This is a genomic window from Marinomonas sp. S3726, from assembly GCF_000967665.1.
In the GTDB taxonomy this organism is placed as follows: Bacteria; Pseudomonadota; Gammaproteobacteria; order Pseudomonadales; family Marinomonadaceae; genus Marinomonas.
In genome coordinates this window covers 282566-298555 of the sequence record NZ_JXYC01000006.1, presented here as the reverse complement: position 1 = coordinate 298555, position 15990 = coordinate 282566, and the positions used below count along the sequence as shown (strand labels likewise).

The 15990-nt window shown below is 41.6% G+C and carries 13 protein-coding genes; 1 reads left to right on the top strand and 12 read right to left on the bottom strand.

Features of this window, described 5'->3' with window-relative positions; translation table 11 throughout:
- Positions 1 to 63: 63 nt before the first annotated feature.
- The 11 genes from TW85_RS06765 to TW85_RS06715 all read right to left on the bottom strand — a co-directional run bounded on the left by TW85_RS06765 (position 64) and on the right by TW85_RS06715 (position 12082).
- Entirely contained in the window at positions 64 to 678 is a 615-nt protein-coding gene (locus tag TW85_RS06765) for a YitT family protein (RefSeq protein WP_046016313.1), read from the bottom strand.
- Between the two features lie 192 nt (positions 679 to 870).
- Positions 871 to 2166 (bottom strand): sensor domain-containing diguanylate cyclase, encoded by a 1296-nt coding sequence (locus TW85_RS06760; RefSeq protein WP_046016312.1) that lies wholly within the window; start codon positions 2164 to 2166, stop codon positions 871 to 873.
- Between the two features lie 152 nt (positions 2167 to 2318).
- Positions 2319 to 3431 carry an endonuclease/exonuclease/phosphatase family protein gene (locus TW85_RS06755; RefSeq protein WP_046016311.1) on the bottom strand — a complete coding sequence of 371 codons (1113 nt, stop codon included), beginning with the start codon at positions 3429 to 3431 and terminating at the stop codon, positions 2319 to 2321.
- On the bottom strand, positions 3425 to 4033 hold the full coding sequence (gene cobO / locus TW85_RS06750; protein ID WP_046016310.1) for a cob(I)yrinic acid a,c-diamide adenosyltransferase: 609 nt from the start codon (positions 4031 to 4033) through the stop codon (positions 3425 to 3427). The genes TW85_RS06755 and cobO overlap by 7 nt, the downstream gene beginning before the upstream one ends.
- 10 nt (positions 4034 to 4043) lie before the next feature.
- The gene (locus TW85_RS06745; RefSeq protein WP_036179914.1) at positions 4044 to 4661 is read right to left on the bottom strand and encodes a trimeric intracellular cation channel family protein; all 618 of its coding nucleotides are present in this window, start codon (positions 4659 to 4661) and stop codon (positions 4044 to 4046) included.
- 34 nt (positions 4662 to 4695) lie between these two features.
- The gene (locus TW85_RS06740) at positions 4696 to 5295 is read right to left on the bottom strand and encodes a histidine phosphatase family protein (RefSeq protein ID WP_046016309.1); all 600 of its coding nucleotides are present in this window, start codon (positions 5293 to 5295) and stop codon (positions 4696 to 4698) included.
- A gap of 109 nt (positions 5296 to 5404) precedes the next feature.
- Positions 5405 to 6208 carry an adenosylcobinamide-GDP ribazoletransferase gene (locus tag TW85_RS06735; protein WP_046016308.1) on the bottom strand — a complete coding sequence of 268 codons (804 nt, stop codon included), beginning with the start codon at positions 6206 to 6208 and terminating at the stop codon, positions 5405 to 5407.
- Positions 6209 to 6229: 21 nt separating this feature from the next.
- Entirely contained in the window at positions 6230 to 7312 is a 1083-nt protein-coding gene (gene cobT, locus TW85_RS06730) for a nicotinate-nucleotide--dimethylbenzimidazole phosphoribosyltransferase (RefSeq protein WP_046016307.1), read from the bottom strand.
- Positions 7313 to 7328: 16 nt separating this feature from the next.
- Positions 7329 to 8093 (bottom strand): 23S rRNA (guanosine(2251)-2'-O)-methyltransferase RlmB, encoded by a 765-nt coding sequence (gene rlmB, locus TW85_RS06725; RefSeq protein ID WP_046016373.1) that lies wholly within the window; start codon positions 8091 to 8093, stop codon positions 7329 to 7331.
- 89 nt (positions 8094 to 8182) lie between these two features.
- Positions 8183 to 10816, bottom strand: a complete 2634-nt coding sequence (gene rnr, locus TW85_RS06720; protein ID WP_046016306.1) for a ribonuclease R — start codon at positions 10814 to 10816, stop codon at positions 8183 to 8185.
- Positions 10817 to 11278: 462 nt separating this feature from the next.
- A complete protein-coding gene (locus TW85_RS06715; protein ID WP_046016305.1) occupies positions 11279 to 12082 on the bottom strand; it encodes a pyruvate, water dikinase regulatory protein in 804 nt (267 codons plus the stop codon).
- Positions 12083 to 12407: 325 nt separating this feature from the next.
- Here TW85_RS06715 and ppsA point away from each other — a divergent pair, with 325 nt between their 5' ends.
- Positions 12408 to 14804: a phosphoenolpyruvate synthase gene (gene ppsA / locus TW85_RS06710; RefSeq protein WP_046016304.1), complete on the top strand. Its 2397-nt coding sequence runs from the start codon at positions 12408 to 12410 to the stop codon at positions 14802 to 14804.
- Positions 14805 to 14958: 154 nt separating this feature from the next.
- Here ppsA and TW85_RS06705 read toward each other — a convergent pair whose 3' ends face one another.
- Positions 14959 to 15870 (bottom strand): LysR family transcriptional regulator, encoded by a 912-nt coding sequence (locus tag TW85_RS06705; RefSeq protein WP_046016303.1) that lies wholly within the window; start codon positions 15868 to 15870, stop codon positions 14959 to 14961.
- Between the last annotated feature and the right edge of the window lie 120 nt (positions 15871 to 15990).

The following is a 15990-nucleotide window of genomic DNA, read 5'->3' as shown; positions in this document are numbered from 1 at the left end:
ATAGCCTCTGGTGGGCAATTCAATAGTCTTAACTAGAAAAGCGAATGCTTAGATAATCAGCCCTTAAAAGCCACTGTAACGGCCAGGCTTGTGATTCACAGCCAAAATAAGATTCAGTGCAATTGCACCTAATACGGATAATAAAATAGCGTCTAGATCAACAACAAAAATAGCCATGAATACAATAATACAGTCCACTATCATCTGGAACTTGCCAATAGAGTAACCGCGGGTCTGTGCTAAGTAACGCGCTAGGATATTAAGTCCACCTAAGCTGGCATTGTGGCGGAATAACATAAGGAAACCAGCTCCCATCAAGAAACCACCAACAAGACTCGCATAAATAGGGTTCAGACCATCAAAACTGATAAACATAGGGGTGATATCAGCAAAGAAGGAAACCAGTAATACACTGGCAAATGTTTTTAAGGTGAACTCCCAGCCAATCTGAGTAACAGCAAGGTAATAAAAAGGTAAATTGATAACGAAAAATACTTCACCGAAAGTAAACGGGAAGGCATATTGAGCAAGAAAGGCCAAACCAGCCGTACCACCAGACAATAAACTTGCAGAGGTATAAAGGTTAACGCCTAAAGCAGCGAGAATAGTACCTATGATGATGGCTTGGGCATCTTCTAGTCTGGTATGTTTAAAAGGGGTTGCTGTCATTGTGGTCATTTCATGTCTCCTACTCACTGAAAACCTGAACTTTGCTCAGGCAAGCGAATTTTAGTGAATTCATGTAATTTCACAATCTTTTAAACATTGGCTTTTTTTGTAAAAACAAAACAAGTGTATAAAAATCTGTACACTTTTTCGCACTAATATAAGGCATTTTTATCTACTTAAAAATACTAAGATAATAAGCCCCTAGGCTAGACAGAAAGTATTTTTCCCCTCAGCTTTTGCTTGATACATAGCTTGATCCGCAGCCTTAAACAAAGAGGCTATTGAATCTGACTCATTTTTAAAACAAGCAACCCCCACACTCACAGAAGTATGAATAGGTTTGGCTAAATCCCCTTTAAAGGTGCTACTTGAATAGCGCTTTACTAAATGATCAATAAGGTTAATAAAGCCGAGATCATTTCTACCATAACTTAACAAAACGAACTCTTCCCCACCCCATCTAGCTAATATCATTTCACCTTCAATATAGTTTTGCACAAAGTCAGTAAAATGTTGGAGCAAAGCATCTCCAACAAGATGACCATACTGATCATTCACACGCTTAAAATCATCAATATCTAACACAGCAATCTGGAATAAAGCAGGTCGCCCATCTCTTAAGGACTGTTGGGCTTTCATTAAATATTCGTGGAAAAATTCATAACCCTTTTTACGATTATAAACTTTCGTCAAAGCATCATGCTGAGAATGCCACAAAAGGTTTTGAGCGGTTGATTCGGACTCCGTAATATCGATAACAGAACCTAAAATTCGAGTTGGGTTACCATCTTCATCACGCTCAACTGTCGCCCCACGTCCTTGAACCCAGATGTATTCGCCACTCTTTTGTCTTAAACGATATTTGAGTTTAAAGCGCTCTGTTCTCCCTCTGACATGATTATCAATTGTTTGAAAGGCTGCTTTTTTGTCCTGAGGATGAATCACGCTTAACCATTGCTCTAATACAGAGCAACTAACTTCATCTTGGTTAATACGCATAAGATGAAAACAATGTGGGCTCAAATAAAGACTGTTTTCAACCAGATCCCAATCCCAGTAACCATCTTGAGCTTCGTGAAGCGTAAAAGTGCGTAACACTTTATCGTCTAATACTTTATTTTCGTATATATGACGAGCGGACACATCTCGTACCGTCATGAGAATAGATTCGACCTCTTGAAAGCGAATCCAATTGGCTCTAATTTCGACCGAGAGTTCAGAGTTATCATGACGAGACAAACAGGTGTAATGGGCATGCGCGTTATCAATTTGAACCTGGCTCACATAAGCCTGCCATTGATTAAAGTTATTAAGCTCTTGATCAATTTCAAACAAAGTTTTTTCTTGTAGGCTTACAGCACAAGATTGAAGGTATTTACACGCTAAAGGTGAAGCATATAAGCACTGAGCATCCTCTGCTTTTATGATTAATATGGCTTCATTCACATAAGCAGACAAGGCTTGTATAAGCTGATTATCTGGATTAATTTCTGACATAAAGAGGTTATCCCTAAACCTTAACAGGGCATTTTTTACCATTAGCTCAAGGGAAAGTAAAAAGATTATTTTACCATTAGGGAAAAGTAAAATTGACAATTGAAGTTAAAGGCTTAGCTTTAGAGTTAATTATTCGAACTCAGCTAGAGAATCTATTTGCTTTTAAGATCAACAAAAACAAGTCTATGATCGGAGGCTAGCTTGACACTTCTCGCCATAGGACTACTGGCTTCAGGCCAGAAAACACCTTGTTTTTGTACAAAGTATTTTCTATCTAGTGTTCTTGGGTAAAGTACATAATCAGCATTCAATCTCCAACTCGCCGTATGCCACTTAGCCCAAGGAAGATTAGGTGAATGCTCTACTGCACCTTCACTGATGGGTAACTGAGTTTGTTTAATAGCTAAAGTGTCTAACAATTGCTGCAAACTTTGGGTCATGGCATCCCCTTCTTTCAAGCTGGCATTTAAATCACCTAATACTAAAAACTCATCCCCTTGTGTTAGCCCTCCAATTACGCCCTTGTCATCTATCATATAGTGCTCACCTTGCACATAATCTCGCCAGAAACGTATTTCATCATGATTTCTACAAGCATTGCGTTTTTCATCACCATCAAAAACAGGGGGTGTCGGATGAGAGCAAAGTAGGTGTAAAACCCCTTCGTCAAGTTGAACGGGCAAATCCCAGTGAGACTTTGATGACAAAGGCAACTTAGCTAAATCTTCTTGGTCAAACCAACTACCGCCACCTTGTTTCTCGCTCTTTTGTGGTAATTTTGCATTTGGCATCTGCGTCCATAAAAAGTGTTGAAAGCTTCTAAAAGACGCCTTCAAAACTGGGTATTGAGATAAAACCAACATGCCGTACTGGCCAGGAAAGGCTCCAAAACCTAAAGCATCAGCGCCTTTATCGGATGCAACGCCATCTTTGTCGAAGTCACGCCCTGAAGGCAGACCAGTGTTTACGGGAGCAGAAAAACGTTCGGGGTAATAAATGGGCGGCGCTAATTTAGCTTGAGGTAGATTTGGATTTTCTAAATAGTGTTCACAGAAAGCAGCTAGAGATTCGCCACTTTCATCATAATCAAATTCGTTCAGTAATAATATATCGGGTCTCACATGACGGATGACTAATGCAACCGCCATAGCCTGCTTATCCCAAGTATGAGGATTAAGCTTATCAAAGCAGGTTAATACCTGCTTAAGCGCCCCAGCATAGGGGCGATTTAAAGCAGCATTATAGGTCGCTACTCGAACTACCACTCAATGCCCACTTGTGCTTTAACACCTGCTTTAAAAGCATGTTTTTCATCCGCTATCTTACTATGTGTATCCACACTGTCTAACAAAGCTCTTGGCGCTGTTCGCCCAGTCATCATGACATTCTGGTGAGCGGGACGATTAGCCAAAGCTTCAACTAAATCATCGACATTCAGATAGCCATATTTATACATATAAGTAATTTCATCTAATAGTACAAAATGAATAGAAGGGTCTGATAGCTTTTCACTAGCTAACTGCCAAGCTTGCTCTGCCGCTTTTTGCTCTAATTCTGGATCACGAGTTTCCCAGGTAAAGCCATGCCCCATCACACTAAAAGATACTTGTGGATGTTCAGAGAAAAATAGCTGTTCGCCCGTTTCTTTACGGCCTTTAATAAACTGAATTACGGCGGCTTTGTGACCATGGCCAAGCGCTCTTGCCATAGTACCGAATGCACTAGAGCTTTTACCTTTACCATTGCCGGTTAATAAAATTGTTACGCCACGCTCTTCGGTTGCAGCCGCAATACGACCATCCACCACTGCTTTTTTCTTTAATAAACGCGCTTCTCTTTTATCTGCATCTTCTTGCTGAATTGCCATCTTATCTATCCTAGTCGATTGTTTTTTTATACAGCAGCCATTTCGGGTAATAAAGCCCCTTATGTATCGCCAATATTCTAAGTATAAAAATAAAGGCAGCGCTGTAAATCGCATTAAATTCATGTCCAGGTGCAATTTTTGACAGTGCAACCACCATTGCCGCCCCTAAAAATGCAGGTGTCGCATAAAATTCTCGCCCTAAAACCAAAGGAGGACGATGAGAAATGACATCGCGGATAATCCCCCCAGCTACCCCAGTAATGACACCCATGACAATGGCTATCGTATCCGGGAATTGATATAACAAGACTCTTTCAGTCGCAACCACAGTAAAAAGCGCTAACCCAAAAGCATCCGCATAATTAAATAGGGTTTCACGGTTAGCAATGTAACGAATACTGAAAAAAGCAAAGCAGGAAGATCCAACCGCCACCCAAAGATAAGAAGTATCTTTTACCCAATAAACCGTTTCCATGGATAAAATGACATCTCGAATCGTACCGCCACCTAACGAGGCCACCATACCTAACAAAATAATACTAAAGAGATCCATGTCCCGCTTACCAGAGGAAATAACCCCAGTAATGGCAAAGGCAGCAATGCCGAACATGCCCAAATAATACAACATAAACTACTTCCTAAAATCGAAAGCAAGACAATGACTAATTAAGCCAATCCCCTGCACCTAAACGGTTTAATTGGACAAAATCACCACTAAGGTAGAGCTCAGTGACACTCATCATACCGGGATTAATAAGGTGACTTTGTGCCAAGGGCCAACCACATAGCTGGCTTACCAATACTTTAATAACGCCAGAGTGTGCAACTAATATCACGTTATCAGGTGTCTCTTCTGCATGTCGAAGCGCTTGATATTTTTGCAGCCACCAGCCCATCACTCTTTGTCTCACCTGATCTAGCGACTCTCCCTGATAAGGCGCACTATGAACAATGTCTTGTGACCAAGCATCTATCTCTTCCCTGTCTATTTGATGCCACAAACGCCCTTCCCATAAACCAAAATCAAGTTCTTTCAACGCATCCACGCTTTCAGATTCAGGGTCCAAAAAGTCAGCTAATTTGGCAGCCCTTTGCAATGGGCTATGAAAACTCACACTTGTCCCTTTTATTCGAGAAAAAAGCCAGCTTGTAAGCAACTCTGCGTCTTCCTCCCATGCAGGCGCAAGGTCAAGGTCCATCGCCCCATAACACAGACCTTTTTCAATATCAGGTTGGGGGTGTCGTATTAAAAAGAGTTTCACAATGGCCTCACATCAATCAAGCAGGAATATAAAAAGATCGGTAAACACGATTAAGGAACCTGCGATTAAGTCACCTCTTCTCAGTCGGGAGGACTTATTCGCGGGTTCCTTAACTAAAATAAATAAGAATCGAAAATAGTAGGGCTAACTCAGAAATCTGTTCAGAAGCCCCTAGTGTATCCCCATTAAAGCCAGAAATTTTATGTTTTAAATAACGACCAAAAAGAGTAGCAATAATGCCCACTAATACACATAAAAAGGTACCTATGTGCCAAGCAAACATAAAGCTTGAAAGTAATGCGATGGGGGCACCTACATAAACCCATTCATGAGCTGAAAGCTTACCTATCATAGAAACGGCTTTAGATTTTCCCAATGAAACATAAGGTAATTTATGCATGATAAGAATAGGCGTAACACGCGCTAAAGCATGGACAAATAGCCAAATGAGCACGCCTATCAAAACACTTTGAGTCAAGGCAAGTATCTGAGTGAGTAGCAACCACTTGAGACTAAGCACGCACCAAATACCAATGGCGGCGTAACTCCCAAGCCTTGAATCCTTCATAATTTCTAATCTTTGCTCTTGAGTCCAACCACCAATCAAGCCATCAAGACTATCCATCATTCCATCTTCATGAAAAGCCCCCGTGAGAACCACACTGGAGATGATGATTAACAAAGCAGAAAGAGAATCAGAGAAATCAAACAACAGGGGCCAAGTGCTGATTAAAGCAATAATGGCGCCGACTAGCGGTAAAAAGGTAACCGCTTGAACATGAGGGATATCATCTTGCCACTCATGTTTAAGTGGCAAGCGACTATAGGTGATAACAGAACGTTTAAAGCCTTCAATTAACATGGCTTTTGTCGGCCAAGGTTGCTCTATTAAACTAAGTAACCATGCTTTCATCTTGTTACCACCCTAGCAGTACTAAGTTTTTTCTTGGCTCACTTCAGCACTTTCAAAGCTCGCCATGTTTTTCAAAAATAAGGTCGCACTTTCAATCAGTGGCAAGGCCAAAATTGCCCCCGAACCTTCCCCTAACCTTAATGACATAGATAATAAAGGCGTTACTTCAAGATAGCGTAATAAGGCGGCATGCGCTGTTTCTTGAGATTCATGAGCAAAGATAGCAAAGCCTTTTACATTTTCATCCAGCTTGTAAGCCAGTAAATAAGCCACACTGCAAATAAAGCCATCCACTACAAACGCGATTTTGCGCTCTGCAGCACGTATCATAGCGCCTGTCATAGCAATGATTTCAAAACCACCACATTCTTGAGCAATAAGCTGTGCATCTAATTCTGAAATAGACTTTCGATACAATTCCCTTGGATAGTCATCTTTCATTCTTTGCTGTGTTTGCTCGATCACTTTTGCTTTACGTGCAATACCCTCTTCACTTGCACCCGTTCCTGGTCCAACACAGCTCTCTGCGGATAACCCAGTCAAAGAGGCCATCAAACAAGAGGCCGTTGTGGTATTCCCTATCCCCATCTCACCAAACATAACTAGGTTAGAACCTGCTGTTTTTGCTCTGTCTACCTCGTCAAAGCCAACTTGAAGAGCGGCTTTAAATTCATACTCTGTCATGGCTGATTTTTCAGTAAAATCTTTAGTGCCATTAGCAACCTTACGTTTTGATAATAAGTTATGATCATCAAAAACAGATTTAACGCCCACATCAACAATACGTAAAGGCACTTTATGTTGGGCACAAAACACATTTACAGCAGCACCACCGGACAAAAAGTTAAGCACCATTTGGTAAGTCACTTCTTGCGGGAAAGGGCTAACATTTTGCGCCACAACCCCATGGTCAGCTGCAAACACTATCATATGAGGTTTATTGATTTCAGGCTCAAGGCTTTGTTGAATTTGGCCCAATTGCTTAGCTAAAGACTCAAGCTGTCCTAACGCACCTAACGGCTTAGTCTTGTTATTAATCTTATCTTCTAGCGCTGCGTCCATCTCTGTACTGACAGGCGCAATATTAAAGCGAGCATTAGCCATTCTATTTCCCTAACAATTAGGCTTTTTTCACAGCACGTTGACGTACTGCCTCATATAAACAAATACCTGTAGCAACAGATACATTTAAACTTGAAACCACACCAGCCATAGGCAATTTCACAAGATAATCACATTGCTCACGAGTAAGGCGACGCATACCGTCTCCCTCTGCTCCCATCACAATCGCTGATGGAATCGTCAGATCTTGCTCATAGACTGTTTGTGTTGCTTCACCCGCTGTACCAAATATCCAAACACCCTTGTCTTGTAGCTTTTTCATAGTACGAGCAAGGTTAGTCACAGCGTAAACAGGAATACTTTCAGCAGCACCACACGCCACTTTACTAACCGTCGCATTTAGAGGTGCAGACTTATCTTTTGGCATAACAAGCGCATGAGCACCGGCCGCATCGGCACTTCGCAAACAAGCACCCAAATTATGTGGGTCTGTAATACCGTCCAAAATAATGATTAGCGGTGGCTCATCTAGATTCTCAACTAGCTGATATAGATCAGCTTCATCTTGAGAGCGTGTCATTTTCGCAAATGCAGCCACTCCCTGATGAACAACACGTTCTTGATTGCTTTTGAAAAGCTGGTCAATTTCGCGTCTTGCTACCACATTTACTTTTATGCCTTTTTCACGACACAAGACCTGTAAACGCTTAATCTTTTTATCATCACGGCCTTCTTGAAAACGTATCTCTTTTATTCTTTCAGCTTGCTGAAGCAATAAATTTTCAACCGCATGAATACCATAAACCCATTCTAAATCTGACATAGTGATATTTTTCAACTCAACATTATTAGTTATCAAGCCTACTGAAATAAAAGCTTCAGCAGGCATCAAGCAGAAATGACGGCTCTGCTTTAGTCTTGTGAGCGTGCCTTAGCATTGCTCTTTTTACCTTTCTTTTTTGCTTTCTTAATCGCGCTTATTTTTTTCGCCGCTGCACTTTTAGGCTTCTTCGCAGGCTTGGCACCTTTGTTAGCTGTATCCGTTTTTTTCTGACGGATACGCTTACCTTTTGATACGCTTTTTTTCTTATGTCGCTTTTTCTTATTGGCTTTATCTGTGCCACCTTCTGCTGAATCACCTTCTTGCTTAGATTCTTTATCAGCCGGTTTTTCAGAAGATTTAGCTGGACGACTCGGTGCACCTAATTCCATTGGCGGTAATTGAGCTAGCTGCATTTCAAGCTCTGATAAATTCGATTGTTTTTCTTTTATTACACGTGGTGCTTTTTTCTCAGATACGATTGCCAAATCGATCTTACGTTGATCAAGATTCACTTGAGCCACAGTGACTTTAAGCTTATCGCCAAGACGGAAAACCTTAGCAGTACGCTCACCAACAATGACCTGCATTTCAGGGTCATGATGGAAATAGTCATTACCTAAAGCAGAAATATGCACTAGGCCATCAACAAAGAGATTTTGTAATTCAACAAAGATACCAAAAGGTGTCACTGCCGTGATCACACCATCAAACTCTTCACCTAAATGTTGCTCTACATATTGGCATTTTAGCCAGGCTTCAACATCACGGGTTGCTTCATCAGCACGACGTTCTGTGATAGAACATGAATCACCAAAGCCATCCATGTCAGCATCATCATAGCCATAGATCTTTTTCGCTTTCAGCTCTTCACTACCTGCAACACGAATGGCTTGGCGTAGCTTAGGACGCCCTTCCCCACGAATTAGATAGCGAATCGCCCTGTGCACCAATAGATCAGGATAACGACGGATTGGCGAGGTAAAGTGCGTATAAGCTTCATAGTTCAAACCAAAATGGCCAAGATTATCTGGCGAGTAAATGGCTTGGCTCATAGAGCGTAGAATCATGGTTTGAATACTACGGGCATCCGAGCGCCCTTGTATATCTGCAGATAAGGCCGCGTAATCATCTGGTGTTGGTTTTAATCCACCACCAATAGACAAACCTAAAACAGATAAATAATCACGTAAGGCAATTAGTTTTTCTTCTTTTGGCCCTTCGTGAATACGGAACAAAGCAGGTAAGCCAGACTTTAATAAGAACTCAGCTGTCGCTACGTTTGCACACAACATACATTCTTCAATGAGTTTATGGGCATCATTACGTTCTACTGGCACAATTTGATCAATTTTTGAAAACTGATCGAATACCATACGAGTTTCAACAGTATCAAACTCAAGCGCACCACGTTCATCACGCGCTTGACGCAGTACTTGATAAAGTCCCGCAAGATCATCAATGTGAGAAACGATATCAGCATACCTTTCTCTTAATGCTTGGGCTTGAGGTTCACGTTCGCCATCAACAGGCTCAGCGATCATGTGCGCAACCTTGGTATAGGTTAAACGGGCATGAGAACGAATCAAACCTTCATAAAATTTATAACCGCGCATTTTACCGCGAGAAGTCAAAGAGATTTCCGCGACCATTGCCAGACGATCAACATCAGGGTTTAGAGAACAAAGACCATTTGATAGCGCTTCTGGCAACATGGGAATAACACGACCAGGGAAGTAAACCGAGTTCCCCCTAACAATCGCTTCTGCATCTAATGCGCTGCCTTTTTTAACATAATGAGATACATCGGCAATGGCCACATAAAGCTTCCATCCACCCGGTGTTTTCTCACACATGACCGCATCATCAAAGTCACGCGCATCTTCACCATCAATAGTGACGAAAGGTCGCTCTCTTAAATCAACGCGGTTAACTTTATCTTCTTCTGCGACTTCTGCGCCGATATTCTTAACTTGTTTGATAACCGCATCTGGCCATTCATGCGGTACTTCATATCTGTGTAATGCCACATCTATTTCAAGACCAGGTGCCATAAAGTCACCCAGTATTTGCGTGATAACACCTTTAGCAGCATTACGCTTATCCGCATACTCAGTAATTTCGATTACCACATACTGGCCATGCTCAGGATGCAAACCCGTATCTTTCGCTAACAAGATGTCTTGTGACAATCGTGGGTTTTCTGGGGTCACAAACTCAGCTTGGCTTTCTTTATAATAACGGCCAACTAAACGAGCATGCTTATGTTCTAATACTTCAACGATAACACCGTCGAGACGACCACGTACGGTACGGCCAGAAGGACGTACACGCACCTTATCGCCATCCATCACCAATTGCATTTGGCGGGCAGAAATGAAGATATCGTCTTCATCTTCACGTAATAAGAAACCATGCCCTTCTTTATTACCTTGAATATAACCTTCGTGAAAATCGTCTTGAGCTAAAGGAGAGTATTCATTATTGATACAACTTGCTTGATGATCACGCGCCATCGCAATCAAACGACGACGTAATGCTTCAATTTCGTCTTCACCTGTCAAGTTAAAGGCTTCACATAAAGCAGGATGAGAAAAAGCTTTATTTTCTGACGCTAAGAATTCGAGTATGTATTCACGACTGGGGACAGGATTTTCGTATTTAGACGCTTCACGCGCTTGAAAGGGATCGATAGTTTTTTGCTCTTTGTTGGTTTTTTTAGACAACGTTGGTATTCCTTGATTTGATCAATTTGATGGCATCTAGATAGAAGAGCCTTGCACATCACATTGTCAAACAACCCGATGTTCAGCATTTACTATTCTTTTAGCTTCTGATTAAGCGATAGTAAACGCGCATATTATAGAGCAGTGAGACAAACACAGATAGAATTTTTTACCTTATAGAAGCGTATTCCATCTCTTTATAAGGTCTAACCTCATATTCTATAGATGCTTAATGACACTTTTGGGTCTTAGCTAAAAAAAGCAGTGTATTTATAGATCGATTTATTCGTTGGATTGGTAATTCCACAACAAAACATGATTTGAAAGGGTGAAATTCACCAAGATATGAAAAGAAAAATGCAAAAAAGAGCTAAAAAAGCACATATTTATAATTAAATTCACAAAAAAAACAGTCATAAACACCAACCCATCTAAAAATTAGATAGGTTGATGTTTGTTTTGTTAGGCTCTATGACGCTCTAATTCCATATCTTGCATCACTTTGGTGGAAATTTCTTCCACAGATAAATGCGTTGAATCCACGTATAAAATACGTTCTTGTCGGTAAATTGCCTCAACCTCAGCAACCTCATAACGACATTGTTTTAACGATGCATATTTACTCTGGGCCATACGGCCAGTTCTAATTTCATGTAATCGATTCGCTTCAATAGTTAAGCCATAAAGACGTTTCTTATGAGGTTTCAATACCTTAGGCAAACCATTGGACTCAAAATCATCTTCATTCAAGGGATAGTTAGCCGCTTTAATTCCGTACTGCATCGCTAGGTATAAACTGGTTGGTGTTTTACCCGAACGAGATACCCCAAGTAAGATAATATGCGCTTCTTCTAAGTTCTTCACAGAGCAGCCATCATCATTCGCTAAAGCATAGTTAATCGCATCTATACGGCCATCGTAGACCCCTTCCTTAATACCATGAGCCTTCTGAGCGGTCGGTCTAGCTGGTACTCCAAGCGCTTTTTCAATAGGTGAAAGTAGATCGCCAAATAGATTGTAACAATGACCGCAAGAAGCCTGAATTTTGTCTCGAATAATATGATCTGAGATGGTGTAAAACACTAAAGGCACTTCACCAGATTTAGCGTCTTCTTCCAATTGCTGACAAAAGCCCATTGCCTTATCTACCGTAGTAAGGAATGGCACACTCTTGGTATCTATCTTCACATCAAAAAAAGACAGCATGGCAGAACCAAACACTTCTGCGGTAATTGCTGTCCCATCAGATACAAAATACACCTTCATCTTTATCTCCAAGTCGTTGTTAAATTGTCACATTTTTATAGGTCAAACTGGCAATTATGTTGTTATGTAACGACATAGCATTTTCCGTTTGAAATAAAACCACATCGAATATTCAATTTTGTTGATTACCCATTCGCTACATACAATGAGCTCAATGAGTAAAGGTGGCAAGCCCAAATGCAAATCAGCAAATGGCGCACAAGAATACAGATAAGCATGTAATCACACTTTGAAAATCAAAGCTCAAGACGCAAGCACGAGAGAAACCGTTCGTAAGAACACATAAAAAATAACGAATACAAAATCGCACGTAGGAGTGATACAGGTGAGCAATTTCATTAAGTGGTTTAAAGATTTAGGTATTGACGATGTCGGTACTGTGGGCGGTAAAAACGCCTCTCTAGGCGAAATGATTTCTAATCTAACTGAACTTGGCATTCAAGTTCCAAACGGCTTCGCAACCACTTCTTATGCTTATCAAACTTTCCTAGAGCAAAGTGGCCTTAACAAACGTATCCATGATTTATTAGATACTTTGGACGTTGATGATGTTCATGCCTTAGCAGAAGCAGGTAAAGTCATCCGTGAGTGGGTAGAAACAGAAGACTTCTCTGACGAATTCAACAAAGAAATCGAAGACGCTTACGCCGTACTTGCTCAAAACAATGCAGAAGCATCTTTCGCTGTACGTTCATCAGCGACGGCTGAAGACTTACCTGACGCGTCTTTTGCAGGCCAACAAGAAACTTACCTAAACGTTATTGGCCTTGAAGACATCAAACTTTCTATCAAGCGTGTTTTTGCCTCTTTATACAATGACCGTGCTATCTCATACCGTGTTCACCAAGGCTTTGAACACAAAGGTGTGGCTATCTCTGCGGGTATCCAAAAAATGGTACGCAGTGACATAGGCGCTTCTGGTGTTCTTTTCACACTAGATACTGAGTCTGGTTTTGATGATGTTGTTTTCATCACCTCAGCTTATGGCCTAGGTGAAATGGTTGTACAAGGTACCGTTAACCCAGATGAGTTCTTTGTACACAAGCAAACCTTGGCTGCTAACCGCCCAAGTGTTGTACGTAAAGCATTGGGTAGCAAAGCACAAAAAATGGAATACGCAGATGCCGACAGCGATGACGAATTCGTTAAGATTGTTCCTGTTGCGCTTGATAAGCAAAGAGAGTTCTCATTAAGCGATCAAGAAGTTGAAGATCTAGCTCGCCAAGCTTGCATCATCGAAAAGCATTACCAACGTCCAATGGACATTGAGTGGGCTAAAGACGGTATCGATGGCAAACTTTACATAGTACAAGCACGTCCTGAGACAGTACGTAGCCAAGAAAATACACAAAGCATGGAAAGATTCCGCCTTAAACATGAAGGTGAAATCATCACTGATGGCCGCGCAATCGGTCACAAGATAGGCTCTGGTACAGTGAAAGTGCTTTCATCTATCACTGAAATGGACCGTATCGAAGAAGGTGATGTACTCGTTACTGACATCACAGACCCAGATTGGGAACCTATCATGAAACGTGCTTCTGCGATTGTCACTAACCGTGGTGGTCGTACCTGTCACGCAGCAATCATAGCCCGTGAGCTTGGTATTCCTGCCGTAGTTGGTTGTAACGATGCGACTAGCGTACTTAAAGATGGACAAGAAGTGACTGTTTCTTGTGCACAAGGTGACCTAGGTGTCGTTTACGAAGGTCTCATCGACTTTGATGTAATCACATCTGAAGTTGGCGAAATGCCAGAAATTCCAGTTAAAGTCATGATGAACGTAGGTAACCCTAACCGTGCATTCGACTTTGCTATGTTACCAAACGAAGGGATCGGCTTAGCCCGTCTAGAATTCATCATCAACCGTATGATTGGTATTCACCCGAAAGCGCTTCTTAACTTTGATAGCCTAGACGCTAGCTTGAAAGAAGAAATTTCAGAGCGCATTGCTGGCTACGCATCACCAGTTGATTTCTACATCGACAAATTAGTCGAAGGTGTTGCCACGCTTGCTTGTTCTTTCGCTGACAAGCCAGTCATTGTTCGTTTATCTGACTTTAAATCGAATGAGTACCACAACCTTGTTGGTGGACCTTTGTTCGAGCCAGATGAAGAAAACCCAATGCTAGGCTTCCGTGGTGCAGCACGCTACATAGATGACTCTTTCCGCGACTGTTTTGCACTTGAGTGTGAAGCAATGAAACGTGTTCGTAACGAAATGGGCTTCACTAATGTACAACTGATGATTCCATTTGTTCGTAACCTAGACGAAGCACGCCTAGTTACCGAACTACTGGCTGAACAAGGCCTAGTACGTGGCGAGAATGGTCTGAAGCTTATTATGATGTGCGAACTGCCTTCAAATGCACTATTAGCAGATCAGTTCTTAGAATACTTCGACGGTTTCTCAATCGGTTCTAACGACTTAACTCAGTTAACACTTGGTCTTGACCGTGACTCAGGCCTGATTGCTGATAAGTTTGATGAAAGAAACGACGCTGTGAAGATTCTGCTTAAAATGGCAATCAAAGCATGTCGCGAGAAAGGTAAATACGTGGGTATCTGTGGTCAAGGACCATCAGATCACCCAGATTTCGCTGACTGGTTAGTGGCGCAAGGCATTGAAAGTGTGTCCTTGAACCCAGATACCGTTGTCGAAACTTGGCTGCACCTTAATGAAGTCATTGAAAGCGCTTCATTAAGTCAGAAAGCCGTTTAATCGCGGCCCCCAGTAAAGTGATCTAATCATTATTTAGATCGCGTTACTCTCTAGTTTTTAGCCCTGCAATGCTCATTGCGGGGCTTTTTTTTGCTTATAGAATACTGCATGCTAGCAGTTAAATAACCAGACCCAACAAGCCAAACTCTACCCACTAATTCAACGCTTGATCCCAATATGGATTATCACCAAACCTTGCAATGACAAAGTCCATCAAGGCCCGCACCCTTTGTGGTAAAAAACGATTCTGCGGATAAACAAAATAGATATTTAAACTAGGTAAGGTATAAGGCCTTAAAATCTGAACAAGATCCCCTGTCGCCAATGCTTGCCAGGCTAAAAAACTCGGCAAAAAAGTAACCCCATGACCCGCCTTTACCATTTGCAGTAAAAAGTCCCCGTTATTGGCTGTCATTTTGGCATTAAGATTGACCTTGTGAGCGAGCCCTTTTTGATCAAATAAAGAAAAGTGACTCTGATTCCCCGAGCCATACTTTAGATAATCAAAATAACGCAAATCTGCTGGTTTTTTAGGTTCGCCCTTTTGCGCTAAATAATCAGGACTTGCCACCAGCACATGATGAGAAGGACAAATTTTGCGAGCTTGGATGCTAGAGTCTTGTAAATCCGCAATACGCAACGCCAAATCAAACCCTTCTTCAACAAGATCCACCTGCCGATCAGAAAAGTCTAGCTGAACTGATATGCCTGGATGCTGCTTAATAAATAAATCAATCGCCGAGCTTAAATGCAATAAGCCGAAGGAAAGAGGAACCGCTAAGCGAATGCTGCCACTTAAGGCTTTCGACTCATTCACCATATCAAGGTGTACTTCATCCACCTGATCAATAAGTTTCTGCGCCTGTGCATAGTAACGCTGGCCAATATCAGTCAAACTGGATGTACGTGTCGTACGCTGAATCAAGCGACACCCTAGCCTAGCTTCTAACTCACTCAGACGTCGACTCACCGCAGACTTTGCAATCCCGAGTTGCTCAGCGGCTCGCCCAATACCTCCCGCATCAACCACTCGAATGAAAAGCTGCATATCTTCTAATTGGCCCATGGACTCTATCCTAATTCCAATTTTTATTTCACATTGTTCTCTTTAAAAGAACTATCATTTGATTTTACGCTTGTTTATTCAAATTTAAAGTAGGAATAAGCTAACTCCATATTCATTCAA

What these genes read in the sequence shown, in the direction of transcription:
- TW85_RS06765 (WP_046016313.1), bottom strand. Translation starts at nt 678, where the DNA reads ATGACCACAATGACAGCAACCCCTTTTAAACATACCAGACTAGAAGAT.
- TW85_RS06760 (WP_046016312.1), bottom strand. Translation starts at nt 2,166, where the DNA reads ATGTCAGAAATTAATCCAGATAATCAGCTTATACAAGCCTTGTCTGCT.
- cobO (WP_046016310.1), bottom strand. Translation starts at nt 4,033, where the DNA reads ATGGCAATTCAGCAAGAAGATGCAGATAAAAGAGAAGCGCGTTTATTA.
- TW85_RS06745 (WP_036179914.1), bottom strand. Translation starts at nt 4,661, where the DNA reads ATGTTGTATTATTTGGGCATGTTCGGCATTGCTGCCTTTGCCATTACT.
- TW85_RS06735 (WP_046016308.1), bottom strand. Translation starts at nt 6,208, where the DNA reads ATGAAAGCATGGTTACTTAGTTTAATAGAGCAACCTTGGCCGACAAAA.
- cobT (WP_046016307.1), bottom strand. Translation starts at nt 7,312, where the DNA reads ATGGCTAATGCTCGCTTTAATATTGCGCCTGTCAGTACAGAGATGGAC.
- rlmB (WP_046016373.1), bottom strand. Translation starts at nt 8,093, where the DNA reads ATGTCAGATTTAGAATGGGTTTATGGTATTCATGCGGTTGAAAATTTA.
- TW85_RS06715 (WP_046016305.1), bottom strand. Translation starts at nt 12,082, where the DNA reads ATGAAGGTGTATTTTGTATCTGATGGGACAGCAATTACCGCAGAAGTG.
- TW85_RS06705 (WP_046016303.1), bottom strand. Translation starts at nt 15,870, where the DNA reads ATGGGCCAATTAGAAGATATGCAGCTTTTCATTCGAGTGGTTGATGCG.